Here is a 25,207-nt window from a genome sequence, read left to right on the forward strand (position 1 = left end):
ACTATTTATCCGTGAATCAGACTGCCTTTCACGCCTTCAGAAGCTATCCTCCTGTGTTTTCAGTGGTTTTATTATCCCTCATTGCAAAAATGGTTTTTGTGATGGCTCTCAACTTTTAAATCTGTATGACAAGTTATCGTGTCGGCGTTTCATATTGAGCAGGCAAGGTTGTCGTGAAATTACCGTGCGGGTGCTGTACGCAGCAGGCCGTCCCGCCCCTTACAGGTGCACGTCCCCCTGACGTGACATCAACAATAATTACGGGAAGAGGTTTTAAATGCGTAAAATTAAAGGGTTACGCTGGTACATGATCGGTCTGGTGACCATCGGTACCATCCTGGGTTACCTGACGCGTAACGCCATCGCCGTGGCGGCCCCCACGCTGGAGACAGAGCTGCATATCACCACACAACAATATTCCTATATTGTTGCCGCCTATTCAGCCTGTTACACCATCATGCAGCCTGTGGCTGGCTATATCCTCGATGTGCTGGGTACCAAAATCGGCTATGCCCTGTTCGCCATTCTCTGGGCGGTGTTCTGCGCCGCCACCGCGCTGGCAGGCAGCTGGGGCGGGCTGGCGATAGCCAGGGGGCAGTGGGGGCCGCTGAGGCAGCCATGATCCCCGCCGGGCTAAAGGCCAGCAGCGAATGGTTCCCCGCTAAGGAGCGTTCAATTGCCGTCGGCTATTTCAATGTCGGGTCGTCCATTGGTGCCATGCTGGCGCCCCCGCTGGTCGTGTGGGCTATCGTGGCACACAGCTGGCAGATGGCGTTTATCATTACCGGCGTGTTGAGCATGATCTGGGCACTGTGCTGGCTGGTGTTCTATAAGCATCCGAAAGATCAGAAGAAACTGGATCCCGAAGAGCGCGAATACATCCTTTCCGGCCAGGAAGCCCAGCATCAGACCCATAACGGCAAAAAAATGTCCGCCTGGCAGATTGTACGTAACCGTCAGTTCTGGGGCATTGCCCTGCCGCGCTTTCTGGCGGAGCCCGCCTGGGGCACATTCAACGCCTGGATCCCGCTGTTTATGTTCAAGGCGTACGGTTTCAATCTTAAAGAAATTGCCATGTTCGCCTGGATGCCGATGCTGTTTGCTGACCTCGGCTGTATTGTCGGAGGCTATCTGCCGCCGTTCTTCCAGCGCGTGTTTGGCGTTAACCTGATCGTCTCGCGCAAGCTGGTGGTCACCATGGGAGCAGTCCTGATGATTGGCCCGGGCACCATCGGGCTGTTTACCAGTCCTTATGCCGCTATTGCTCTGCTGTGCGTCGGCGGTTTTGCCCATCAGGCGCTTTCCGGTTCGCTGATCACGCTCTCTTCTGACGTTTTCGGTCGCAATGAAGTGGCCACCGCAAACGGGCTGACCGGCATGGCAGCCTGGACCGCCAGTACCATGTTCGCCCTCGTTGTCGGCGCGCTGGCCGATACCATGGGGTTCAGCCCGCTGTTTGCCGCGCTGGCGGTGTTTGACCTGTTAGGGGCGGTCGCCATCTGGACGCTGCTGAAAAATAAACCCATTTCAGAGCTGGAGCAGGAGAAAAAAGAGAAAATGGCCGGGGTGGTGACCCAGCATTCCGCATAATACTGCGGGCGCCCCCTGCAGTATTCTCACTGAGATGGCCGACCTTCTGTTTTGGTCGGCCAGTCGCGCAGAGCGGCCCCGTGGAGCAAAGCATGAGCGAGGGTGACCGCAATAACAGGTCAGCCCTGCAGGACACCGCGATGTCGCGTCGGATTTGATCTCACAACGAGTACCGTTTTTGCAGGAGGGTCGACCCGTCACCGTGAAAAGTGGTATAACAAATTCCATTATCAGTGTGACCTGAAGGGGAACGTGGAGCATGGAATTAACTGAGTCGCGCCGTCTCTATCAACAGCTGGCCGCCGAACTGAAAAGACGCCTGGAGCAGGGCCTGTATCAGGTTGGCGAAAAATTACCTGCGGAGCGTTTTATCGCAGAAGAGATGGGCGTCAGCCGAACCGTGGTACGGGAAGCGATCATCATGCTGGAAGTGGAAGGCTACGTCGAAGTGCGGAAAGGTTCCGGCATCCATGTCGTTTCCCTGAGCCAGCAAAATCGCATCGCCACCAGCAGTCAGCTGGAGTTTGCCAACTTCGGACCTTTTGAGCTACTGCAGGCCCGTCAGTTGATTGAAAGCAACGTCGCCGAGTTTGCCGCCACCCAGGTGACACGCCAGGATATCCTGCAGTTAATGGCGATCCAGACTCAGGCGCGAAAAGAAGATCGTTTCCGCGATTCCGAGTGGGATATGAAATTCCACGTACAGATTGCGCTGGCGACGCAAAACAGTGCGCTGGCGGCTATTGTAGAAAAAATGTGGCTACATCGTCTGCATAACCCGTACTGGCTGAAATTGCATGAACATATTGATGAAAAGTCGATTGAGAGCTGGTGCGAGGATCACGATAATATCCTGAAAGCCCTGATGCGCAAGGACCCGGCGGCCAGTAAGCTGGCCATGTGGCAGCACCTTGAGAACACCAAACAGATGTTGTTTCATGCCACCACAGATGACTTCGAATTTAACGTCGACCGTTACATGTTTGCCGAAAACCCGGTCGTCATACCGGAATCAGTGGCAAACAGCGAAAAATAGCACTCTTCCTCCAGGCTGAGCTGACTCTTTGAGTCAAAAAACCTTCAATAGTGTCAGCCTGTGTAAAACTCCTTCCAGACAACGCAGTACAACGGTAAAACATCGTTAGGCCTGTGTTTCTTCCTGTCCAGGCTTGCGTAATTTTGTTACAGTTATCCGTCTTTTTTACCCGTTCCTGCACGGGATAAAAGGCGAGGTCATATTCACCAGCCATGCTGTTCCGCCGCCCGTTTTATGCTAATCAGCACCGATATAACGATGAATTAAGTGTGCAAAAAAGATGAAACAGGCCAACTATGACGTTCAGGACTATTAATGGATATTTTCAAATCTCTGGTGCACGCTCTCTGGCAACAGGATTATGCCACCCTGGCTGACCCGACGCTGGTATGGGCGATTTACTTTGTTCTGTTTATGATTTTGTTCCTCGAAAATGGATTGCTGCCCGCCGCCTTTCTTCCGGGTGACAGCCTGCTGATTCTGGTCGGCGTACTGATAGCTAAAGGAACCATGAATTTTGCCCTGACAGTGTGTGTCCTGACCACGGCGGCCAGTCTCGGCTGCTGGGTAAGTTATATACAGGGCCGGTGGCTGGGAAATACGGTTACGGTGCAAAAATGGCTGTCCCATCTGCCTGCGCAATATCATCAGCGTGCCCATCAGATGTTCCACCGCCACGGTCTCTCTGCGCTGCTGGTCGGCCGCTTTATCGCCTTTGTCCGCACGCTGCTGCCCACCATTGCCGGCCTTTCTGGTCTGAGCAATGCCCGTTTTCAGTTTTTCAACTGGATGAGCGCCCTGCTGTGGGTGCTGATTTTGACCGTGATGGGATACGCGCTGGGTAAAACACCGATTTTCCTGAAATATGAAGATCAGCTGATGTTCTGCCTGATGTTACTGCCCCTGTTTTTACTGGTGTTTGGCCTGTGCGGCTCACTGTATGTCCTGTGGCGTAAGAAGCAATCCACAAATGAGAAAGGAAACTCATGATGTCCGGTTTGATGAAATTACCGACGCGTCTCCTGCGGCTGTTGCCGCTGATGGCCATCGCCCTGTTAGCACTGGTGCTAATGCCCAGCCTGTTTCGCAGTGAAAATGCCCTGCAAATCCGGGCTTCCCGTCAGGGAATCAGCCTGCCGGATGGCTTTTATGTCTATCAGACGCTCAATGCCCAGGGTATTCAGATCAAAAGTATTACGCCGGAACAGAACGCGCTGATTATCAAATTTGACTCCATGGAGCAGAGCGCAGCGGCTGAGAAAGTGCTGCGTAAACTGTTGCCCTACGGGTTCGATATTGCACGGCATGATAACAATGATGCGGCTAACTGGATAAACCGCATCAGCCTGCGGCCGCAATCTGTCGGCTGATCCCCTCCCTTTTCATCGGGTTTATCCTTAAGAATGCTCTCTGTTTTTGAGATTTTGCTATTTTCTGTCTATGCTTCATAAGCAGTAAAATGCGATACACCTGTTTCAGGACAACGATATCTGTCACTTGATATCTCGCAAAGGAAGGTCACAATCACGATGAAAAACCATTTTATTCTTGGCGCGAGCCTGCTTATGTTTGCCACTTTCTCGCAGGCAGATACGCTCTGTCAGCAGAAAGAGCAGTCTATCCAGCATGAAATCGACATGGCGAAAAAACACGACAATCAGCGTCGGGTTAACGGTCTTGAACGTGCGTTAACGGAGACCCACGCGAACTGTAGTGATGCCAGTCTGAAAGCAGCCCATCAGGATAAGATCAGGCAGCACGAGAAAAAAGTGGCCGAGCGGGAACAGGAACTGAAGCAGGAAAAAGCGGAAGGAAACGACCGCGATAAGATTGCCAAACGCGAACAGAAACTGGCTGATGCCCGACATGAGCTGAAGGAAGTGCAGGCTGCGCCCTGGTAACGGGCACACTCTGCCAACGTCATTAAAACTAAGGTAAAGGAGTTTTCAATGTCTAAAGATACTACATCAGAACATCTGCGCGCCGAGCTGAAAAACCTGGCTGATACGCTGGAAGAAGTGTTAACGACCTCCGGTGAGAAGTCTAAAACTGAACTGGACAAGCTGCGCAGCAAAGCGCAGAGCGCGCTGAAAGATACCCGCGCCCGCCTGGGTGATTCCGGTGATCGCATTGCGCAGACCACCCGCGAAGCCGCAGAGCGTACCGATGTTTATGTGCGTGATAACCCGTGGACCAGCGTAGGTATTGGCGCCGCAGTTGGCGTTGTACTGGGCGTGCTGCTGACCCGTCGTTAATATGGCAGAACATCAGCCAAGCCACGGCCCCGGCAAAGGGGTCTTAAACATCGGTCAGCGAATTGTTACTACTCTGGTAGGGATGGTGGAAACACGCATCCGTCTGGCGGTAGTGGAGCTGGAAGCTGAAAAAGCGAACCTGATACAGATGCTGTTGATGGTTGGCCTGACGATGCTGTTTACTGCCTTTGGTCTGATGAGCCTGATGGTGTTGGTAATCTGGGCAGTCGATGCACAGTATCGTCTGATGGCCATAGCCATTACGACCGGCGTGCTGTTCGCCCTGGCGCTGATCTTTGGTCTGTGGACGCTGGCAAAATCACGCCGCTCAACGCTGCTTAGCGCCACCCGCAAGGAGCTGTCGGAAGACCGCAAGCTGCTGGAGGATGACTGATGAGCCGCGAACGCGATGCACGTAAAGCTGAACTACTCCGGCAAATTCAGCAACAGCGACTGGACCTGAGCGCCGGACGTAAAGCCTGGCTCGACAAGACTGCACGTTACGATCACGGCTTTTTGACGCTGCTCAGTGCCAAACGCTGGCTGACCATTGGCAGCGGTGTGATGGCAATCTGGTCCGTGCGTAATCCGCGTTTCATGGGCCGCTGGGCCAGACGCGGCCTGGGTGCCTGGAGCACCTGGCGGATGGTTCGTAACTATCTGCCGCGCCGATAATCCTCTGCATTAGCGGCCGCAGCTACGCGGCGGCCGCCTCTTCTCCAGTTTTCTTGAATAACTTCGACAGATTATCTCGCTTACAATGGTTTGCTTCCCCGACTATTATCTCCAGCAACGAAAGGTACTGAGCGGTTAACACGCATCAGACCTGAGCCAATCCGGTCGGGCCGCTTGCACGACCAACTAATCTTGTTTGGGGATAATCATGAAAAAAGTCGAAGATACCGGTATTGTTCTGGCGCGCATCCTGATGGCCATTCTGTTTGTGGTTGCCGGCTGGGGCAAGCTGACCGATTATGCAGGCACCCAGCAGTTTATGGCCTCAATGGGCATCCCTGCTCTCTTCGTCCCCCTGACCGTGCTGCTGGAGTTTGGTGGTGGTCTGGCGATTATGTTCGGCTTCCTGACCCGTACCACCGCGCTGATTACCGCTATCTTTACCGTGCTGACCGCTATCCTGGCGCACAGTAACTTTGCGGTCGATGGTCCGACCATGTTCCTGAAAAACATCAGCATTGCGGGCGGTTTCCTGCTGCTGGCGATTAACGGCCCGGGCGCACTGAGTATTGACCGTCTGCTGGGTAAGAAGTGGTAAATCCACAGTACCCGTTATACTAAGATTATCGGGGGTGAGGATCATATCCTCACCCCTTTTATGTTACGGAAAGGAGCAACACTATGGGACAACTGATTGAAGGCGTCTGGCACGACCAGTGGTATGACACCAAAGCCACAGGCGGCCGTTTTAAACGTTCTGAATCTGCCTTTCGCAACTGGGTTACCGCCGATGGTGAAGCCGGCCCAACCGGCAAAGCGGGTTTTCGCGCTGAAGCCGATCGCTACCATCTGTATGTGTCTCTCGCCTGCCCGTGGGCACACCGCACGCTGATTATGCGCGAATTAAAAGGGCTGTCCGATCTGATTTCAGTCTCGGTGGTGCATCCACTGATGCTGGAAAACGGCTGGACCTTTGATGAAGATTTCCCTGCTGCTACCGGCGATAGCCTGTATCAGAACGAATATCTTTACCAGCTCTACCTCCACGCCGACCCGCAGTATACCGGCCGCGTGACGGTCCCGGTGCTGTGGGACAAACAGCAGCACACTATCGTCAGCAATGAATCAGCCGATATTATCCGCATGTTTAACAGCGCCTTTGACGGTGTTGGTGCGCGCGCCGGAGACTATTATCCGCAGGATCTGCATGCTGAAATTGATGAACTGAATGGCTGGATCTACGATACGGTCAACAACGGCGTGTATAAGTCGGGGTTTGCCACCAGCCAGCCAGCCTATGATGAGGCGGTAACCGCGCTATTCGCATCGCTGGACCGGCTGGAAACCCTGCTGGGTCAACACCGCTATCTTGCCGGGGAACACCTGACGGAGGCCGATATCCGCCTGTGGACCACGCTGGTGCGTTTCGACCCGGTGTACGTCACTCACTTCAAATGCGACCGTCACCGGGTGAGTGATTACCTGAACCTGAACGGTTTTCTGCGTGACCTGTGGCAGACGCCCGGCCTGGCGGAGACCGTTAATCTTGATCATATCCGTCATCATTACTACTGCAGCCATAAGACCATTAACCCAAGCGGCGTGATCTCACTGGGCCCGGCGTACGACTGGGATGTTCCTCACGGCCGTGACCGGCATTTCGGTTAACCCTTAGCAACCAGGGCGATTTTCCTCCCCGCCCTGGATGTTCCGCACCCTTTATTGATCTGGCACAAATTCCCCTCTTTCGCACTTACGTATCTTTACTGACGTGAACACCTAAAACGAAATCACTACGGGGATGGAGCCATGATCAAATCTGTCGCAATCTGCCTTGCCGTTGTTATGCTCTGCTATGTGGCTTTTGTCGGCCACTATTACTATCAGACTTTTTCAACCTTCAGCAGCATTGAGCATTCTCAGGAAAACAACGCTGTTCAGTAGTCTGACGCGGCGACTGCGGGCTGTTATCCCTGGCGTTTCGCCAGCAGTTTCGGGATCTCCCGCAGGCACCAGGACTTTGCTTCCCCCATACTGTCACGCCGCCATGCCATAATAATGTCCACTTCCCGGGTGTACTCCGGGCTGACCACGCGCAGACGACCTTCCGCAATATCCTTCTCCACCATGGTGTAGGGCATGGTGCCCACACCCAGACCGGCCAGCAGTGCACGGTGTTTATCTTCGATGGTGCTGACCGTCAGTCGCTGCTGCTTGTCGAGCAGCGTCACGGTCAGAACCGGACGTTCGCGGGCGGTATCAGCGACGGCAATCCCGCGATACTTCACACGCGTGGTTTCTGACAGGGGTTCCGGCTCCAGATGAATAGGATGCTCCGGGCTGGCCACATAGACACTCATCAGCGTGTAAAGCTTGCGGGTATTAATTTCTGATGACGCGCGAAAATGCATATCCGGCGCAATCACGATATCAGCCCGCCCCTGCTCCAGGCGCTCCCAGGCCCCCGCCAGCACTTCGGTCATCAGGGAGACCTGAGTATTGGCTTTATCGGCCAGCTTCCCGACCAGGGGAAACAGCAGCTCAGTGGACACCAGCGCTTCGGTAGCGATGGTCAGGTGGGTTTCCCAGCCGCGCGCCAGCGCTTCAGCATCGGTGGTCAGTTTATCCGCCGCTTCCAGCAGAACGCGTCCCCGTTCCAACAGCATGCGTCCGACATTGGTGAATTTTGTACGGTGACCTGAACGGTCAAACAGCACCACATCTAACTCTTCCTCCAGCTTCTGCATTGTATAACTCAGGGCGGAGGGGACGCGACCCAGCTCATCCGCGGCGGCGGCAAAGCTTCCGCGACGGTCGATAGCGTCCATCACCCGCAGCGCTTCCAGCGTCAGAGCACGATCTTTGGCCATAGTAATTCTCTGTCAGGAAATTTGAATATTGCCAGCAGATTAACTGGCTAACAATCCGGCGTCCAGAAACTTACCATAACAGGATAATAAACGGCGGGATGTTTCCGGCCGATAAGGAGAAAAGTATGATAACCAGTCGAACCGCAGAGCAGTGTGGCAAAGCCGATTATGGCTGGCTGCAGGCACGCTATACCTTCTCCTTTGGTCACTATTTTGATCCTCAACTGCTTGGCTACGCGTCATTGCGCGTGCTGAATCAGGAAGTGCTGGCACCAGGGGCTTCCTTCCAACCCAGAACCTATCCTAAGGTCGATGTACTGAACCTGATATTACAGGGCGTGGCAGAATACCGTGACAGTGAAGGCAATCATGTGCGAGCACAGGCTGGCGAGGCACTGCTGCTGGCGACGCAGCCCGGCGTCAGCTACTCCGAGCACAATATCAGTAAAGAGGTCCCTCTGACGCGTATGCAGCTGTGGCTGGATGCCTGTCCTGAACGTGAAAATAACGCGGTGCAGCAGATGCCCGTTTCTGAACATCTGCGCTATACCCTAATCGCTTCGCCAGATGGCAGTGCGGGCAGCCTGCAGTTACGTCAGCAGGTGTGGATCCATCAGGTGGTGCTGGCACCGGGCGAAAGTTACGTCCTGCCTCTGCATGGCACGCGAGCCTATCTGCAATCGATTCATGGCTCCCTGAAAGCGACCACAGATTCTCAACAGGAAGATCTGGCCTGCGGTGATGGTGCCTTTCTGCGTGAGGAGCAGAGCCTGACCCTTACGGCGGAAAGCCCCTTGCGGGCGCTGGTTATCGATCTCCCGGTATAACGGCATCAGGATCATAACCTTCTGACGATTCAGCGATGTCCTGACCGGTAAACGGCTATACAGAGCAGCAAAACTGTACGCTGTTAACGCAAAAACCCCGCCGAAGCGGGGTTTTTACTGAATGGTTCGAAGCTGACCGGTAAGCCGGGTTCTGTCGTGGACAGTCATTCATCTAGGCCAGCAATCGCTCACTGGCTCAAGCAGCCTACCCGGGTTCAGTACGGGCCGTACCTGGTGAACCCCTATTTGGCCTTGCTCCGGGTGGAGTTTACCGTGCCACGAACTGTTGCCAGCCGCGCGGTGCGCTCTTACCGCACCCTTTCACCCTTACCTGATCCCACTTGCGTGGGCCATCGGCGGTTTGCTCTCTGTTGCACTTGTCGTGGGCTTGCGCCCCCCAGGCGTTACCTGGCACCCTGCCCTATGGAGCCCGGACTTTCCTCCCCTCTGTCTGTCTCCCCCGAAGGAGGACGGCAACAAAGCGGCGACTGTCTGGTCAGCTTCGGCGCGCAGTGTATAGGGTTTTCACCTGGATGTCACTCACCCTGCTGTTCGAGCGCGTACTTATAGAGCGCATTTTTTTTCACGCTGTGGATCTCAGCGGTCAGCGCAGCGGCTTTCTTCAGCGGCAGCTCGGCCTGGAGCAGCGCCAGCGTACGCAGCGCTTCCGGTGGCAGTGCCTCTTCCTCAGCGTGATACCCTTCCACAATCAGCACCATCTCGCCCTTACGGCGATTGTCTTCTTCCTGTACCCAGGCCAGCAGTTCCCCTACAGGTGCACCGTGAATCGACTCCCAGGTTTTGGTGATTTCCCGTGCCAGCACCACATAGCGCGCGGGGCCAAGTACTGCCACCATATCCTGTAAGCTGTCCAGCAGGCGGTGTGTCGATTCGTAAAAAATCAGGGTGCGCGGCTCCTTCTCCAGCTCGCGCAGGGTATCGCAACGTCCTTTGCTTTTGGCTGGCAGGAAACCTTCGTAACAGAAACGGTCAGACGGTAGTCCGGCGGCACTCAGGGCCGCAATCGCGGCGCAGGCACCCGGTAACGGTACCACCCGGATCCCCGCTTCACGGCACAGACGCACCAGGTGATAACCCGGATCATTGATTAATGGCGTGCCCGCATCGGAAACTAAAGCTATGCTTTGACCTTCGCGCAGCTTCGCCAGCAAGACTTCCGCTTTCTGCTGTTCATTATGATCGTGCAATGCGAAGAGGCGCGCATTGATGGCGAAATGTTGTAGCAACAGCCCGGTATGACGTGTATCTTCCGCAGCGATCAGATCGACGCTCGCAAGCACCTTTAGTGCCCGCTGGGTGATATCGCCCAGGTTACCTATCGGTGTTGGAACGATATAGAGCGTGCTGGCAGAAATATCTGCCCGATCGTGTTGTTTCATTGTTTGATCCGAATTGCCGATTTAATATTGAGCATCTTGAAAAAAACATCACTGGATACAGTATGCTTCCTTCGAAAGTAGTTCACTGCAAAGCAGTACGCACTATGCCGCTGCTGCTGGCAGCCCTGATTTTTGCCGGTTGTACCGGTCAGGCTCCGCAAACGCCTCAGGCGAATGTACAGGGGGCTGCCACTGGCACCTCTGACTATTATCTTCAGCAAATGCAGCAAAGCGCAGATGATAACAAGGTTGACTGGCAATTACTCGCAATCAGAGCGTTGTTGAACGAAGGGAAGGTTCCTCAGGCCAACGATCAGCTGACGCAGGTGCCACAGGATCTCAATGCCACTCAACGTCAGGAGCTGTTACTGCTCCAGGCACAGCTCAGTATCGCGCAGAAAAATCTGCCGGATGCCGCGGCAAAGCTGAAACAGCTTGATACCAGCGCCCTGTCCCAGGAGCAGCAGGTCCGTTACTACCAGTTGCTGATTGCCACCAGCGAGGGTCGCCCTTCGCTCGATGTGCTGCGCGCCTGGATTGCCCAGGAGCCGCTGCTGACCAACCCGGCGGATAAACAAAAGAATATCGATGCGACCTGGCAAACGCTGACGCAGATGACACCTGACCAGATGAACAGTCTGGCCATTAACGCCAGTGAAAACGTCCTGCAGGGCTGGCTCGATCTGCTGGGCGTCTACCGCGCTAACGTCAGTGACCCGGATATGCTAAAAGCGGGTATCAGCGACTGGCAGACACGCTACCCTAATAATCCGGCGGCTAAAATGCTGCCTACCGCGTTGACGCAGGTGCAGAACTTCCAGCCCGCTTCTACGGGGAAAATCGCCCTTCTGCTGCCGTTAAGCGGTCAGGCGCAGGTGTTTGCAAATGCCATCCAGAAGGGGTTTAACGACGCGAAGAATGGTGTGCTGGCTCAGGGCAGCGAGCCGGCTGCTGCGGCACCGGTACAGGCTCCTGCGGCAGTCCAGGCAGCCCCGGATGCTGTTGTCAGCCCATCGGCTGCCCCACAAGCCACCGACGCAGCAGCAGCCACCGACGTTCAGCCTCAGTCCGCCCCGGCCAACAGCGTAGAAACGGCAGCGCCGTCTGCCACTACCCAGGTTCAGGTTTACGATACCAGTACCCAGCCTATCGAACAGGTTCTGGCCCAGGCGAAGAGTGATGGTGCCACGCTGGTGGTCGGCCCCCTGCTGAAAAATCACGTGGAAGCGCTCGCAAACAGCCAGACGCCGCTGAACGTTCTGGCCCTCAATGAACCGGAAACTGTCCAGAACCGTCCGAATCTTTGCTATTTTGCGCTTTCTCCTGAAGACGAAGCGCGTGATGCCGCTCATCATATGTGGGATCAGGGCAAACGTACTCCGCTGCTGCTGGTACCCCGTACTTCGCTGGGCGACCGCGTGAGCAAAGCGTTTACGGCTGAATGGCAGAAGCTGGGCGGCAGCCAGGTGTTGCAGCAGCAGTTTGGTTCGAAAGCCGAGCTGAAACAGGGCATCAATAGCGGCGCGGGCATCCGCCTGAGCGGCACGCCGGTGAATACCCAGCCTGCGGCGGCGGCGGGTGTGACCATTGGCGGCCTGACGATTCCGGCCCCGGTGAGCGATGCGCAGATCAGCAGCAGCAACGGCAGCGTTGATTCCGTGTATATTGTCGCGACTCAGGACGAGATGGCGCTAATTAAACCGATGATCTCCATGCGCGTCAGCAGCCGTGATAATGTGGGTCTGTATGCCAGCTCACGCAGCTATCAGGCAGGAGCCGGCCCGGACTATCGTCTGGAACTGGACGGCTTACAGTTCAGTGATATTCCACTGCTGTCCGGCGCCAACCCGGCACTGATGCAGCAGGCAGCAAAGTCGTTTAACAACGATTATTCACTGGTTCGTCTCTATGCCATGGGCATTGATGCCTGGACGCTGGCAAACCATTTTAACGAGATGCGCTCGCTACCCGGTTTCCAGATTAAAGGGGATACGGGCAATCTGAGCGCAACTCAGGACTGCGTCATTAACAGGAAGTTAGTGTGGAGCCAGTATCGCCAGGGCCAGATCGTGCCGGCCAACTAAGCCGCCAGCAGCAGGGGGCGGCCCGCGAGCGTCAGGCTCGTCACCTGCTGCAAACGTCGGGTTTGCGTTTTATCGCCGCCAATGTGCGTTACCGTACCGGCGAGATTGACCTGATTATGCGTGAGGGGCAGGTGTGGGTATTTGTTGAAGTGCGCTACCGACGCGATGGCCGTTTTGGCGGCGCCGCAGCCAGCATTACCCGCAGTAAACAGCAAAAACTGTTACGTGCCGCAGCACTGTGGCTTAACGGCCGGGGACTGAGTTTTGACACGGCCGACTGTCGATTTGATGTGGTAGCGATCACCGGCGAACAGGTGGAATGGTTACCCAATGCATTTACAGCAGAATAAGCGCCTGTTTTTGAAGGCTAAACTAACCAGGTGAATGACGTGCTGGAAAGAATTAAAGTCTGTTTTACTGAAAGTATTCAAACACAGATCGCGGCAGCAGAAGCGCTGCCAGATGCGATATCACGCGCGGCGATGACCATGGTGCAGTCGCTGCTGAATGGCAACAAAATCCTGAGCTGTGGTAACGGAACCTCCAGTGCCAATGCCCAGCATTTTGCTGCCAGCATGATCAACCGCTTTGAAACCGAGCGTCCGAGCCTCCCCGCTATCGCCCTTAGCGCAGATAACGTCCTGCTGACGGCCATTGGTAACGATCGACTGCATGAAGAGATTTATGCCAAACAGGTGCGTGCGCTGGGCCACGCCGGTGATATTTTACTCGCCATATCAACCCGGGGTAACAGCCGTGATATTGTCAAAGCCGTAGAAGCGGCGGTAACGCGTGATATGACCATTGTCGCGCTGACCGGCTACGACGGCGGTGAACTTGCCGGTCTGCTGGGCCCCCAGGATGTGGAGATCCGTATTCCCTCGCATCGCAGCGCGAGAATTCAGGAAATGCATATGTTAACCGTGAATTGTCTGTGCGATTTAATAGATAACACTTTGTTTCCCCACCAGGATGTTTAAAGGAGCTTAAATGAAGGCATTATCTGCATGTGCAGTTATCCTCACCGCGTTACTGTTACAGGGCTGTGTGGCTGCCGTTGTCGGCAGTGCAGCCGTTGCCACGAAAAGCGCGACTGACCCCCGCTCCGTAGGCACTCAGGTTGATGACGGGACATTAGAACTGCGGGTAACCAACGCGTTGTCCAAAGACGAACAGATCAAACAGAATACCCATATTGTGGCCACAGCCTATCAGGGCAAAGTGCTGCTGACCGGACAGGTACCGAGCAACGACCTCGCTTTACGGGCAAAACAGATTGCTGTCGGCGTTGATGGGGCGACCGAGGTGTATAACGAAATCCGTACTGGCAGCCGGGTCAGCTTTGGTACAGCCTCCTCGGATACCTGGATCACCACGAAAGTACGTTCACAGCTGCTGAGTAGCGATCAGGTGAAATCCTCGAATGTTAAAGTGACCACTGAAAACGGCGAAGTGTTCCTGCTGGGCCTGGTGACCGATGCGGAAGCGAAGGCCGCAGCCGATATCGCCAGCCGGGTAAGCGGCGTCACGCACGTCACCACGGCGTTTACGATTCTGAAATAACCCTGTGCGGGGCGACCGAAAACGGTCGCCCCAACGGAATTCGCGCTTATCCTGCCGAAGCCGATCTTCTTTTCCTGTCCATCCGAGCAATGCCAGTCTGGCTTACAACCGGCTTAAACAATCCATCGCTACCGCTTTAAAACTGGCAAAATCTTTGCTGTCTCGCAGTCGGGTCATTGCCCTTTCCCGCATAAACGTAACAAACAGATCGTAAATCGCCATCGCTTCTTCATATTCCGTTTTACTGATTGCCAGCAGAAAAATGACGTAGGCTGTCTCGTCTCCCCAGGCCACCCCTTTCGGGGCCAGCACCGTGTAAACACAGGTTTTTTTCGCCAGCAAGCCCAGCGAGTGCGGCAGAGCGATCCCTTCACCCAGCATGGTACTGACAATGGCTTCACGCTCCTCCACAGAGGGGTAAAACGTCTTATCGACCATCCCCTCCACCTCCAGTTCAGCGCAGAGCTGACGGAACAGATCGCTGCGATCCATCGGCTGGTCAAGGATCAGGAAGTGACTGGCATCGAAAAATTTCTCCAGCATATAGGGCCGCGTACGATCCAGCAGCACCAGCTTACCGATCTGCTCCAGCTGGTACTCGGTGGGAAATGGCGACATCACGACCACCGGTTTATCTTTGTCGCTGAGGCGAACAGTCGAGATGACAAAATCCTCTTCCACGCTCTCCTTCAGCTCGTATTCACGCAGTGACAGGGTGTTACTGACGACAATCTGCGGGTATTTCCGCAATAGCATAGCCTCGATCATCCGCACGGTGGAGTTGCCGGTGTCGCACACCAGCAGGATCTGCGGATGACGCTGGTAGCCGACATTGTAATGACGCTCCAGCCCCACCCCAATATGCAGCACCAGGAAACCGATTTCATTTTCACTGATGGTATAAGGCGTGTATTTACCCCAGCTGGAAACGGCAGCCAGCGTCACATCCCAGGCCATGGGATAGTGCTGTTTGATATTGGACAGCAGCGGATTCGGGATCTGGATCTGATATCGCACGCGGGTGATCATCGTTTTAATGTGCGTCAGCAGATCGGCATGGAGCTGAGGATCGTCCTGCAGGTTGAAATTATAGTGGGTATTAATGTAGCTGAGGATGTAGTTCACCAGCGAGTCACCGTCATCAGGGCTGATCACGCTGGCCGCGCTATCCTCTACCCGGCGTGCGGCAATATTCACACGCAGGTAAGCCTCTTCCGCCGGAGAGATCGCCTTCCCGGTGATCGGTCTCATCAGATTAACAATATGACGCGCGGCGCTTCGCACCTCATCCGCCACATCTTCTGCGGTAAAATCCGTCAGTGGGTAACCTTCCCCGATGCGGCGTACCGCCACGGCACAATACAGACGCAGATAGAATTCGCCCTCATCGGTCAGGCGAATATTGAAACGCGAAAGACACTGTTGCAGCAGCGGTTGCAGCGTTTCAAGCATTCCGCTGTTTAGCGCTTCCAGCCGCAACAGGGGGCTGTCGCCGTTCTCCTGAGCAATCTGATACAACAGATCGGTCAGGCAGGTACGCATCGCGACCTCCGTGCCAAACAGCTTCATGCCATAGCGAGGCTTGGTTTCAATCGCCAGCTGGTAACGCGCCAGCCACTCTCTGACCTCGGCCATATCGCTTTGCAACGTGGTGCGACTGACAAACCACTCATCTGCCAAATCTTCCAGTTTCAGGGAAAAAGCCGAGGTAAGAAAACGAGTCAGCAGATGGTACACACGCTCAGGCGACGTGCGCGGCACACGTAAATGGGAAGGTGACTGCTGCAACAGCAGGGTATAGCGCAGGCTGTCGCTAATTTTTAACTGATAGCCCGCCCCACGGTTAAGCACCAGGCTGGCGCCGTGATCGGCCAGTAACTCGTTGAGCACGCTGATATCAGTACGTACCGTGCGCGTGGAGACGTCAAAACGGCGTGCCAGTTCATCCTGCGGCACGGTTTCGTTTTGCAATAAATCAAATAACTGTGCCAGACGTTGGTTCGGGAATCTCACGAAGCACCACTTTTATGCAATCAACCAGGAGAAAACGTAACTTATTTTTCGATGGAAAAATAGTACACCCCGGCGTCACCAGGGTGCAGGAACAAGATTAACCCACTAACTTTTTCGTCATGGCCAGCAGCGTTGCCACATCCTCTGGCCGGGTCAGACCGGAAGGCGCATCGATAATCGAACTGTAAATATGCGGGATAATTTTGCTGACGCCCGCATCCAGTGCGATCTGCAGGATCGTTTCAAAGTTGTCCAGATCGATACCGCCCGTTGGCTCCAGCCAGAAGTCGTGTTGTGCACAAGCCTCCGCCACCGCCTTGAATTCATCAATACAGGTCAAACCGTTCATCGGGAAATACTTAATTGAACTGCCGCCCATATCTTTCAACATGGCAATAGCGGTAGCCACCGGCACAATACCGTCTTCGACGCGGGAGCTCAGTGGCCCGGTAGAAATTTTCACCTTACCGCACTGGCCAGTGGGCGACACCAGCGCATTGACCACTGTCATCGACTGTCCCAGTCGTGCCCGGCTGGTGCCGACGCCGGTAAAGACCTGGTTGACATGCTGCGGCTGAACCTGGCCAGCAATTGCACTGACCATGGCAGACTGGTTGGGATCGCCTGCTCCCAGGCCGACGGACAGCGCATTATCAATCAGGGACGCGTATTCACGCATATCCGTGACGGCGCTGGCGACATCGGGATAGTTTTTTGACAATACGCCGACCAGGACGTAGCCCTCGGCTGCTTCCCAGATATCGCGGGCGTTCTGTTTTGAGCCGGCAAGCACGTTGAGGCATACCCGGTCACGGTAAAATTTTGGTGTCAGCGTCATGCTTAATTCTCCTTGTTTAACAGTCTCTGAATGCAGACAAAAATAGTGTGCAGCTGATCGGCTGACACGCTACGCACGTCCACTTCGACAATGCCTTCATTCGCTTTGTAACCGCGGAAATAAATCGCGATCTCACCGGTTTTCAGCGCCTGAACAATGTCGCTGGTGGTATGCCCGATGACGGCTTCATCAAAGTGGATTTCCGCCCGGGCAATATCACGTCCGGCGGCATCCCACACCGTGCGCGCCTGGATACCCGGCAGCTGGTTTAAGCTATCAATAAACGGCGTCATTTTTTCGACCATCTGCGCGCCGGTGACCTTCTCCACACGCAGATAGTTTTCAATCGCATGAGTCAGACCGAGGATCCCCTCTTTACCGACTTTCATCGCCCGGCCAATCCCGTTCGACTGGCGTTTCACCAACTCAACATACTGAGTTTTTCCCATCACCAGTCCGCTGGTCGGGCCTTCAATGGCTTTCGCACCGCTGTAAATGACCAGGTCAGCACCGTAGCCGTAATACACCTGCAAATCTTCCTCAGCGGCGGCATCCACAATCAGCGGCACGCCGTGTTTACGCGCCACCAGGGCAGCCTGCTCGACGCTGAGATGGCTCTTCTGTACGCTATGGTGCGATTTGATATACATAATCGCCGCCGTTTGCGGTGTGATCGCCGCAGCAAGCTGGTCCGGCGAACACTCGTTGGCGTAGCCCGCTTCCACCAGCCTGCCGCCCCCCATCGCCACCATCGTCCCCACGGGTGCCCCGTAATTGACGTTGTGCCCCTTCGGCAGGACGATATCATGAGGAACCGTCAGCGGGGCCACGTGCAGATTTTCCAGCAGCCAGTCGTTATCTTTCACAATCACTGCTGCCACCGACTGTGCGATACCGGCAGAGGCGCACGAAACCACCACTGCCGCTTCACAGCCCAGCAGCCCGGCGATATAGGCACCGGTCTTGTTAACCAGGTCTTTCATCTCAAAGTAATGATTCAGACCATAGCTGACCGTCTCAACCACATCCGCGCCCGGGGTAGACACACCGAGAATGGTCATGCGGCCGGAGGCATTAATCACCTGTTTTAAATCATATTTTTCATACACTGAAGTCATCACGTTTTTTCCCTTCGTTAGTCACGAATATGCGGCCATGCACCACGGCGGCCAGCGGTATCAACTGTTTTTCTCCGGACAGTGTCTGACCGTCCGAATCACTGAACAGACAAGCGTCCTGCTTCACCTCAAACAGGGTGAGATCGGCATCCTGCCCCGGAACGAGCCGCCCTTTGTCTTTCAGCCGCAGCCCCTCAGCAGCATGGCGGGTCACGCAGTCAATCACCTGTGGCAGCGTCATACCGATATTTAAAAATTTGGACATGACATGCGCCAGGGAATACACCGGGCCATTGAGCCGGTTACGGCAGTAGATGTCTGAACTGATGGTGTGAGGCAGAATGCCCCGGGCAATGGCCGCCCGGGCCACCTCAAAGCTGAAGCTCGCCGAACCATGTCCGACATCCAGGCGAACCCCACGCTGAAGCGCACGGGTCACAGAGGCTCTGAGCTGCCCCTGTGGCGTAAGAATACGGTTAGGTTTGCCGTTAAAGCAGTGGGTAATGATGTCGCCAGAGGTCAGTAAATCGGCGATCTCATCCAGATTCGGCGGATTATTACCGATATGCACCATCAGTGGCAGCCCACCATTTTCCCGTTGTATCGCCTTAGCCCGCACCAGCGGTTTAATGCCGTTTTGTTCCACAACGCTGCTGCTGATACGCGCTTTCAGGCCCAGGATAAAATCCGGCAGACGCTGCAACGACGCGCTCACCGCCGCGGCATCAATGCGCGCCATATCCGCCAGCTCGTTCTGCGTCAGAATGCCGCTGCGGGCGATATTGAGCAGAGCGTAAACCCGGGTGCTGGCGCTGCGGGTCAGCTGGTAAAAATCATCAATATCATCAGCCCCGGTGCTGCCGGCATCCACGACCGTGGTGACACCTGTCTCGACCCCTATGCGGTCGGCTTCATCATGGTAAATGGGCGATTTCGGGTAGCAGTGGACGTGTGAGTCAATCCAGCCTGCACTGAGCCAGTAACGCCCTGCCAGATCCCATTCATGCTTTGCCGGGCCTGTTACCTGGCCTGTCGCCGCAATTTTGCCATCGCTGATGGCGATATCGTTAAGCGTGCCGTCGCTAAGACGGGCCTGGCGGATAATCAAATCAAACATTGCAGACTCCTTTGCGTGGCGACGTCCTGCCGCCACGAAGGTCAGTTACAGCGCGACGGGGAACATCGCCCCCAGCGCCATCGCACCCAGAATGGCCCCACCGGTAATCGGCTTGTTCCACAGGTAAAACAGCAGGGAACCGACCAGCGACCCCAGGCCAATCGGAATGGAGGCCGCCATGGCAGACAGAATGATCAACGGGCCAAGGAAACGGCCGGAAGTGTTACCCGCCCCCATCATCACGTCGGCACCGTAGGTGGAGTCACTGTTGCTGATGGTGAATTTGCGCGCGAGGATAATCAGGTATCCGACGGCCAGACCCAGCACCAGTCCGGTGACCAGTGAGGCCGCGAAATTCGCTACCGGGAAGATAAACCCCGCCCCCAGCAGCAGCGCGGGCACGCCCAGGCCAATCCCGGTCTGGATCGCCCCGCCAATATCAAGGATCCCGACCAGCGAGCCTTCAATAATGCGTGCGAACAGAAAGCTGGCTCCAAAGGCCGCCACCGCGCCGTACACGCCGGTTTCCATCCCCGCACGCAGCATAGAGACGAAAGCCACTTCGTTGAATGCCCCCAGGCCATAGACGTAATACATATGTGTCCCGGCGAAAACACCGGAAGAGAGCAGTCCCACAAAAATCGGGAATGACCAGTCGTCATACCAGAAACCACGTTGTGTATTTTCCATTACCATCGTCCTCTTATTTGCCGCTCAGGGAGTTATGGATCATTTCCAGCCAGCCGGGCACACCCAGTTGGAAGGATTGCAACAGCTTCATATCAAAGCCACGGAAGAAGCCGCTGAGAACGAACAGCAGGACAATGGCCACCATCATCACTTTCGTCACCCGATTCCAGCCGGCTTCCTCGACGCCTTTACCAATCAGGATGCCCAGCACCAGCCCGGGTACCGCATTTCCCATGATCAGCTGTGCCAGCCCACCAAAAATGGTCGCCCAGAAACCCGATTTTTTACCCGCGTCGATCGCCGCCAGCCAGAAAATCACCGGCATTACGGTGTTCACTAACAGGTTTGCCGCCGGAACCAGCACTTTGACCGCCGTCACCTGCAGGGCCGCCGGTACGGCCGATGCCGTTGAGTTGAGGAATGCCACCACGATCATGCCGATGATGCCGCAGGCAATCGCCATCTTCTTAGGGTTATGCAGGGTATCTGCCACGTTACGGTTTTTGACCATCAACGCCGCTGCACCCCAGTTAGGAATAATGCGGTGGTCAACGTCCTGGGTGAAAGATCCCGCTGCGACTGAGGAGGCCCAGGCGTTGAAGAAGAAGCCCAGACCGAAGGAGAAGTGAGAAGCCGGATCGCCCTCACAGGAATTCAGTTCACCCAGCGTACGAAATGCGCCCATGCCCTGTGTGGTGGGAGCATGGAACATACGAGCCGCGCCGGCACCCACGCCCACGCCCACGAGACCGCCAATAATCAACGATTTAAATAATATGATTAGGAACATCAGTCTTTCCTTTTGTTATCACCCCGGAGTCTGTCAGGCGGCAGAAACATCGCCGCAGCCCGCTTGCACGGAGGTATCCGCCCTAATGTTTTTATCTGGAAACAGTGAAATCTACGTTATCTGTATCCACCACCACGACGTTGACAGTGATCTCCAGGTCGACGCTGTAGAGATGCTTCTCTCGTGCCAGAAAGAAGAACAGAAACTTTTCTGTTTTGATCTGCACTTCTGCCCGCCGCACCTTGACGTCTACCGGCTCAATACGCAGCAGGATTTTGCTGGTAGATTTCAGTACGGTGTTCTGTACCCGGCTAAGCCCATCGGCAAAGGCTTTGCCTTTGCTGTCACCTTTTCCGCTGACGCTCACCGTGGTGGTGAATTGTTCTTTCATCAGCCGTGCTTCTTCTGCCACGCCTGCACCAGACGCTCACCCAGTTCTTCTTTATCCATAAAGCCGAAACCGAGCACATTAGCCCCTTCATTGATGGCAGTGACCCCCTCATCAATGGAGCGCATACCGTGTTTGGCTTTATAACCGTATTTATTCTGCGCAGTAATGGCACCGGCACCGCCGCTACCGCAGAAAGAGATGCCAAAACTGGCATTTTCCGCTTTCATCACATCACCCAGTTTCATATCTGCTGCCACACCCGGCACGACAATGGCTTTACCACCGGCTTTCTCAATACCTGCTGCGACTTTCTGGCCTTTACCTAAACGGTCACCAATAACGACGATGATTTGAGACATATATTTTCCTTAATTGAGTTCGTTTTCTTTTGCGACTTCGAAATGAACGGAGAGCAGCCAGGCCTCTTCTTCTGGCAGATTAGCGAACAGATCAACGACCTGTTGCGCCAGCGCCATTGACTGCGGCGAAATATCTTCAAACAGCTCGGCTTCAACGTCTGGTAAAGCTTCACCGGTTAAAGAACGACGCGCCATCGCCCGCACATGTGATGCCAGCATCTGCTGCTGCACTGGGTTAGGATGAATATCTCTGACGGCAAAAAGATCGGCGATTTTCTCCATGACCTGCGTAGCCAGCGCCTCGATTTCATTATCCTGTTGTAATTTCGCGCCCACAGGCACTGTCCCGTTACTCACATTCGTCCCCTTTTAATTAGCATGGGATTAACCTACCCCCCCGGGCCCTTTCTGTGTAGAACGACTTTTTCCACCTCAAAGTGGAAATAAACGAACAGCACTGGTTTGATGTCGCAAAAACGTCGAAACATGCATGACGGGCTTTAAAACGAGAGGTGAATCACATATGAGAGGGGTTATTTACACGATTATTGCAGCAGAAAAGAATATGCGTTCTGTCATCTCATCATTGACAACGAAAATAGAAGTAAATCTTATAAAAGAAAAATCCTTGCACACCCGGGTACTGAAAACAGCGCCGCCCGTGAATGACGACAGGCGACGCGATCACCATACGATCGTTTTTTAATAACTAAAAAGAGAAGGTCTGAATAAGTATTATTAATATACGAAAAACAGCTGCTACACGGGATTTCGTCAGAGTATATTTAAAGGCGTTTCAAGGGAATTATCACAACCAATAATTGAAAATATTATAGTTGACCTTTTATGGTGAAATCTCTCGCTTTTAGTCGTCTTTCCCAACAAGTCAGAAAAAAATGTCACAGAATGAAAAGTGGCGATACATAATAATTTTTCGATCCCCCGGTCCTCAGCAGACAGCATAAAAAAAGAGGTGATAGCCACAGCCATCACCTCTCAGATTGACACTAACATTGGATCTTTCAGCGCCGATCAGCGAAACTTCTTATGGCCTTCGTCTCGCGTAGCGGCAAATTTTTTCGCTTCTTCTTTCGCCCCTGAAAGATCCCCGCTGTTTGCCAGCTTCAGGCTGGTATCAATCTGGCCGATAAGCTTATCCAGCTGTGCGCGGTAATCCTTCATTTCCGCACTCCCTGCGGCCTGACCCTCCAGCTTATCCGGGGTCTGGGTTTTTGCATTTTCAGCCGCCGAGCGCATATCGGTTAAGGCTTTAACCATTTCGGCTTTATCGTCGGTTTTCTGTACCGTACGGTATGCGCCTTTCAGAATATCCATATCCCCTTCCAGGCCCTGTGCCAGCAGCGTGGAACTGAACAGCAGGGTAGAGCTCAACATTGCAATCCATAATTTACGCATCTCAGATCCTATTTTTATAAATGGGTATCGTTCGGGCATGAAAAAGGCGGCAGTTTTCACCGCCGCCTGTTCAGCATACGCGTAAATCCGGAAATTACTGCCCGGCGATCTTCATTTCTGGTAACAAAACGGATCCACACTGGATATTGCTGCGCGTTTCAATATCGCTACCGATGCTGACCATATTGCGCCACATGTCTTTCAGGTTGCCGGCAATGGTGATCTCACTGACCGGATACTGGATCACGCCATTTTCTACCCAGAAACCGGACGCGCCACGGGAATAATCACCGGTGATCCCGCTCACGCCCTGCCCCATCAGCTCCGTAACCAGCAGCCCGGTTCCCAGCTGCTTCAGCATCTCTTCAAAGCTGTGGCCCTGACCGGCGATGCGCCAGTTATGGATACCGCCCGCATGGCCGGTACTCTGCAGGCCCAGCTTGCGTGCGGAGTAGCTGGTCAGCAGCCAGGTCTGCAACACGCCATCTTTAATGATGTCGCGACGCTGGGTGCGGATGCCTTCGCTGTCGAACGGCGTGGAAGCCAGTCCTTTCAGCAGATGCGGGTGCTCTTCAATGGTCAGCCACTCCGGCAGGATCTGCTGTCCAAGCGAGTCAAGCAGGAACGTGGATTTACGGTATACGCTGCCGCCGCTTATCGCACCGACTAAGTGGCCAAACAGGCCGGTCGCCACTTCTGCGGCAAACATTACCGGTGCTTTCATTGTGGACAGCTTACGCGGAGAGAGGCGCGATAATGTCCGTCGCGCACACTCTTCACCGACGTATTCCGGTGACTGAAGGTCATCAATCGCCCGGCCAATGGTATAGGCGTAATCGCGTTCCATATCGCCATTCTCTTCCGCGATCACGCAGCTGGAGAGAGAGTGCCGGCTGGAACAGTAGCCCTGGAGCATACCGTGGCTGTTACCGAACACCTTAATCCCTACGTGGCTGTTAAAGCTGCCGCCTTCGGTATTGGTAATGCGCTTATCAGCCTTCAGTGAGGCCTGTTCGGCGCGCGCGGCCAGCTCAATCGCACGATCGGCGTCGATCTCAGCCGGATGAAACAGATCGAGATCTGGCGCATCAAAGGCCAGCAGTTCACGATCCGCCACCCCCGCATAAGGGTCCGGTGAGGTATAGCGGGCAATATCTACCGCCGCCTGCACGGTACGCTTAATCGCATCCGGGCTGAGGTCCGTTGAGGAGGCGCTGCCTTTACGGTTCTGGTAGTAAACAGTGATGCCCAGCGCACCATCGCTGTTGAATTCGACATTTTCAACTTCACCGTAGCGCGTGCTGACGCTGATGCCGGTAGTTTTGCTTACCGCGACTTCTGCCCCGTCGCTGCTGGCTTTTGCCAGTTCGAGTGCCGTCGCTATCGCCTGTTCCAGGGTTTTACGCTGTTCTGCAACTTGGGAGAGTAATTTCATCGACCTGCCGTATAATGAGTTGAGAAATACCTGCTGAGAAAACCGTTCTCAAGGTGGTAAAGATTATTTTGAGTCTAACAGACTCAGAGAACAATTTCGCAGTAGCCTCGTAACCTGATAGCATTAGCCTCTTTTTCAGGAGCCGTACCAATGACCAAGCAGCCCGACGACTGGCTCGATGATGTACCCGATAACGAAGAAGAAGAAGATGATGAGATTATCTGGGTCAGTAAAAGTGAAATAAAACGTGATGCCGAGGAGCTGAAGCGCCTGGGTGGTGAACTGGTGGAGCTGGGGAAAAATTCTCTGGATAAGATCCCACTGGATGAAGATCTGCGTGCCGCGATTGAGCTGGCACAGAAGATTAAGAAAGAAGGCCGCCGTCGCCAGATGCAGCTGATTGGTAAAATGCTGCGTTCGCGTGATGAAGAGCCGATCCGTACGGCACTGGATAAGCTGAAGAACCGTCACAACCAGCAGGTTGCGCTGTTCCATAAGCTGGAAGTGCTGCGTGACCGCCTGGTGGAACAGGGCGATGACGCAATCCCTGAGGTGCTGAACCTATACCCGGATGCCGATCGTCAGCAGTTGCGCGCCATGATCCGTAACGCGCAGAAAGAGAAAGCGGCCAACAAGCCACCGAAGGCTTACCGTCAGATTTTCCAGTATCTGCGTGAGCTGGCTACCGCTTTGTAACTGCCCAGAATTGCGGGCGGGCCGACAAAGCGTGTCCGCCCCGA

The 25,207-nt window shown here is 54.6% G+C and carries 29 protein-coding genes, 1 other RNA gene and 1 pseudogene; 17 read left to right on the forward strand and 14 right to left on the reverse strand.

Annotation, left to right across the window (positions count from 1 at the left end):
• The first annotated feature begins 277 nt into the window (after window positions 1–277).
• The 11 genes and pseudogenes from K6L24_RS18635 to K6L24_RS22405 all read left to right on the forward strand — a co-directional run bounded on the left by K6L24_RS18635 (window position 278) and on the right by K6L24_RS22405 (window position 7,500).
• Window positions 278–1,590, forward strand: a pseudogene (locus K6L24_RS18635) (MFS transporter).
• Between the two features lie 259 nt (window positions 1,591–1,849).
• On the forward strand, window positions 1,850–2,626 hold the full coding sequence (gene exuR / locus K6L24_RS18640; protein WP_062745544.1) for a transcriptional regulator ExuR: 777 nt from the start codon (window positions 1,850–1,852) through the stop codon (window positions 2,624–2,626).
• A 315-nt stretch (window positions 2,627–2,941) separates the two neighbouring features.
• On the forward strand, window positions 2,942–3,616 hold the full coding sequence (locus K6L24_RS18645) for a DedA family protein (RefSeq protein ID WP_062745547.1): 675 nt from the start codon (window positions 2,942–2,944) through the stop codon (window positions 3,614–3,616).
• A complete protein-coding gene (mzrA, locus tag K6L24_RS18650; RefSeq protein ID WP_240043785.1) occupies window positions 3,616–3,996 on the forward strand; it encodes an EnvZ/OmpR regulon moderator MzrA in 381 nt (126 codons plus the stop codon). The genes K6L24_RS18645 and mzrA overlap by 1 nt, the downstream gene beginning before the upstream one ends.
• Window positions 3,997–4,155: 159 nt before the next feature.
• The gene (locus K6L24_RS18655) at window positions 4,156–4,527 is read left to right on the forward strand and encodes a DUF1090 domain-containing protein (RefSeq protein ID WP_118664794.1); all 372 of its coding nucleotides are present in this window, start codon (window positions 4,156–4,158) and stop codon (window positions 4,525–4,527) included.
• A 48-nt stretch (window positions 4,528–4,575) separates the two neighbouring features.
• Window positions 4,576–4,881, forward strand: a complete 306-nt coding sequence (locus K6L24_RS18660; RefSeq protein ID WP_062745555.1) for an ElaB/YgaM/YqjD family protein — start codon at window positions 4,576–4,578, stop codon at window positions 4,879–4,881.
• A 1-nt stretch (window position 4,882) separates the two neighbouring features.
• On the forward strand, window positions 4,883–5,275 hold the full coding sequence (locus K6L24_RS18665) for a phage holin family protein (protein ID WP_062745558.1): 393 nt from the start codon (window positions 4,883–4,885) through the stop codon (window positions 5,273–5,275).
• Window positions 5,275–5,556 carry a YqjK-like family protein gene (locus K6L24_RS18670; RefSeq protein WP_062745560.1) on the forward strand — a complete coding sequence of 94 codons (282 nt, stop codon included), beginning with the start codon at window positions 5,275–5,277 and terminating at the stop codon, window positions 5,554–5,556. The genes K6L24_RS18665 and K6L24_RS18670 overlap by 1 nt, the downstream gene beginning before the upstream one ends.
• A 208-nt stretch (window positions 5,557–5,764) precedes the next feature.
• Window positions 5,765–6,154: a DoxX family protein gene (locus K6L24_RS18675; protein ID WP_222681722.1), complete on the forward strand. Its 390-nt coding sequence runs from the start codon at window positions 5,765–5,767 to the stop codon at window positions 6,152–6,154.
• 83 nt (window positions 6,155–6,237) lie between these two features.
• Window positions 6,238–7,224 (forward strand): glutathione S-transferase family protein, encoded by a 987-nt coding sequence (locus K6L24_RS18680; RefSeq protein WP_118664796.1) that lies wholly within the window; start codon window positions 6,238–6,240, stop codon window positions 7,222–7,224.
• Between the two features lie 141 nt (window positions 7,225–7,365).
• A complete protein-coding gene (locus K6L24_RS22405; RefSeq protein ID WP_255210146.1) occupies window positions 7,366–7,500 on the forward strand; it encodes a hypothetical protein in 135 nt (44 codons plus the stop codon).
• A gap of 23 nt (window positions 7,501–7,523) precedes the next feature.
• Here K6L24_RS22405 and K6L24_RS18685 read toward each other — a convergent pair whose 3' ends face one another.
• Window positions 7,524–8,426 (reverse strand): LysR family transcriptional regulator, encoded by a 903-nt coding sequence (locus tag K6L24_RS18685; RefSeq protein ID WP_167550584.1) that lies wholly within the window; start codon window positions 8,424–8,426, stop codon window positions 7,524–7,526.
• A gap of 125 nt (window positions 8,427–8,551) precedes the next feature.
• Here K6L24_RS18685 and K6L24_RS18690 point away from each other — a divergent pair, with 125 nt between their 5' ends.
• Window positions 8,552–9,253, forward strand: coding sequence for a pirin family protein (locus K6L24_RS18690; protein ID WP_222681723.1), 702 nt, complete (start codon window positions 8,552–8,554; stop codon window positions 9,251–9,253).
• A 124-nt stretch (window positions 9,254–9,377) separates the two neighbouring features.
• Here K6L24_RS18690 and rnpB read toward each other — a convergent pair.
• Both rnpB and rsmI read right to left on the reverse strand, forming a co-directional pair.
• An RNA gene (gene rnpB / locus K6L24_RS18695) (RNase P RNA component class A) lies at window positions 9,378–9,757 on the reverse strand.
• Window positions 9,758–9,789: 32 nt separating this feature from the next.
• Window positions 9,790–10,653: a 16S rRNA (cytidine(1402)-2'-O)-methyltransferase gene (gene rsmI / locus K6L24_RS18700; protein ID WP_062745568.1), complete on the reverse strand. Its 864-nt coding sequence runs from the start codon at window positions 10,651–10,653 to the stop codon at window positions 9,790–9,792.
• Between the two features lie 62 nt (window positions 10,654–10,715).
• Here rsmI and K6L24_RS18705 point away from each other — a divergent pair, with 62 nt between their 5' ends.
• The 4 genes from K6L24_RS18705 to dolP are packed head-to-tail and all read left to right on the forward strand — an operon-like array spanning window position 10,716 to window position 14,300.
• Window positions 10,716–12,737, forward strand: a complete 2,022-nt coding sequence (locus K6L24_RS18705) for a penicillin-binding protein activator (protein ID WP_062745570.1) — start codon at window positions 10,716–10,718, stop codon at window positions 12,735–12,737.
• Window positions 12,695–13,087: a YraN family protein gene (locus K6L24_RS18710; RefSeq protein ID WP_062745572.1), complete on the forward strand. Its 393-nt coding sequence runs from the start codon at window positions 12,695–12,697 to the stop codon at window positions 13,085–13,087. The genes K6L24_RS18705 and K6L24_RS18710 overlap by 43 nt, the downstream gene beginning before the upstream one ends.
• Before the next feature lie 39 nt (window positions 13,088–13,126).
• The gene (diaA, locus tag K6L24_RS18715) at window positions 13,127–13,717 is read left to right on the forward strand and encodes a DnaA initiator-associating protein DiaA (protein WP_062745574.1); all 591 of its coding nucleotides are present in this window, start codon (window positions 13,127–13,129) and stop codon (window positions 13,715–13,717) included.
• A 10-nt stretch (window positions 13,718–13,727) separates the two neighbouring features.
• On the forward strand, window positions 13,728–14,300 hold the full coding sequence (gene dolP, locus K6L24_RS18720) for a division/outer membrane stress-associated lipid-binding lipoprotein (protein ID WP_062745576.1): 573 nt from the start codon (window positions 13,728–13,730) through the stop codon (window positions 14,298–14,300).
• A 102-nt stretch (window positions 14,301–14,402) separates the two neighbouring features.
• Here dolP and K6L24_RS18725 read toward each other — a convergent pair whose 3' ends face one another.
• The 11 genes from K6L24_RS18725 to pmbA form a co-directional block, all read right to left on the reverse strand.
• Complete coding sequence (locus K6L24_RS18725; protein ID WP_062745579.1) at window positions 14,403–16,313, reverse strand: BglG family transcription antiterminator; 1,911 nt, start codon at window positions 16,311–16,313, stop codon at window positions 14,403–14,405.
• A 97-nt stretch (window positions 16,314–16,410) separates the two neighbouring features.
• Complete coding sequence (gene dagF / locus K6L24_RS18730; protein ID WP_137269159.1) at window positions 16,411–17,151, reverse strand: 2-dehydro-3-deoxy-phosphogluconate aldolase; 741 nt, start codon at window positions 17,149–17,151, stop codon at window positions 16,411–16,413.
• Window positions 17,152–17,153: 2 nt separating this feature from the next.
• Window positions 17,154–18,269 (reverse strand): DgaE family pyridoxal phosphate-dependent ammonia lyase, encoded by a 1,116-nt coding sequence (locus K6L24_RS18735; protein WP_222681724.1) that lies wholly within the window; start codon window positions 18,267–18,269, stop codon window positions 17,154–17,156.
• Window positions 18,253–19,386 carry an amidohydrolase/deacetylase family metallohydrolase gene (locus tag K6L24_RS18740; RefSeq protein WP_187509346.1) on the reverse strand — a complete coding sequence of 378 codons (1,134 nt, stop codon included), beginning with the start codon at window positions 19,384–19,386 and terminating at the stop codon, window positions 18,253–18,255. The genes K6L24_RS18735 and K6L24_RS18740 overlap by 17 nt, the downstream gene beginning before the upstream one ends.
• 45 nt (window positions 19,387–19,431) lie before the next feature.
• Window positions 19,432–20,076: a DUF4310 family protein gene (locus K6L24_RS18745; RefSeq protein ID WP_062745587.1), complete on the reverse strand. Its 645-nt coding sequence runs from the start codon at window positions 20,074–20,076 to the stop codon at window positions 19,432–19,434.
• 13 nt (window positions 20,077–20,089) lie between these two features.
• Window positions 20,090–20,866, reverse strand: a complete 777-nt coding sequence (locus K6L24_RS18750) for a DUF4311 domain-containing protein (protein ID WP_062745589.1) — start codon at window positions 20,864–20,866, stop codon at window positions 20,090–20,092.
• Between the two features lie 91 nt (window positions 20,867–20,957).
• Window positions 20,958–21,257, reverse strand: a complete 300-nt coding sequence (locus K6L24_RS18755; protein WP_187509347.1) for a DUF4312 family protein — start codon at window positions 21,255–21,257, stop codon at window positions 20,958–20,960.
• Window positions 21,257–21,616 carry an SFCGS family glycine-rich protein gene (locus K6L24_RS18760; RefSeq protein ID WP_062745593.1) on the reverse strand — a complete coding sequence of 120 codons (360 nt, stop codon included), beginning with the start codon at window positions 21,614–21,616 and terminating at the stop codon, window positions 21,257–21,259. The genes K6L24_RS18755 and K6L24_RS18760 overlap by 1 nt, the downstream gene beginning before the upstream one ends.
• A gap of 9 nt (window positions 21,617–21,625) precedes the next feature.
• Window positions 21,626–21,973: a glycine dehydrogenase gene (locus K6L24_RS18765; RefSeq protein ID WP_062745595.1), complete on the reverse strand. Its 348-nt coding sequence runs from the start codon at window positions 21,971–21,973 to the stop codon at window positions 21,626–21,628.
• A gap of 675 nt (window positions 21,974–22,648) precedes the next feature.
• Window positions 22,649–23,032, reverse strand: coding sequence for a cytochrome b562 (cybC, locus tag K6L24_RS18770; protein ID WP_062745598.1), 384 nt, complete (start codon window positions 23,030–23,032; stop codon window positions 22,649–22,651).
• Window positions 23,033–23,126: 94 nt separating this feature from the next.
• Entirely contained in the window at window positions 23,127–24,467 is a 1,341-nt protein-coding gene (gene pmbA / locus K6L24_RS18775; protein WP_062745600.1) for a metalloprotease PmbA, read from the reverse strand.
• Between the two features lie 150 nt (window positions 24,468–24,617).
• Between pmbA and yjgA the strand changes: the two genes are divergently transcribed.
• The gene (yjgA, locus tag K6L24_RS18780) at window positions 24,618–25,163 is read left to right on the forward strand and encodes a ribosome biogenesis factor YjgA (RefSeq protein ID WP_062745602.1); all 546 of its coding nucleotides are present in this window, start codon (window positions 24,618–24,620) and stop codon (window positions 25,161–25,163) included.
• Window positions 25,164–25,207: the final 44 nt, after the last annotated feature.

The organism is Erwinia persicina (assembly GCF_019844095.1).
Classification (GTDB): domain Bacteria; phylum Pseudomonadota; class Gammaproteobacteria; order Enterobacterales; family Enterobacteriaceae; genus Erwinia; species Erwinia persicina.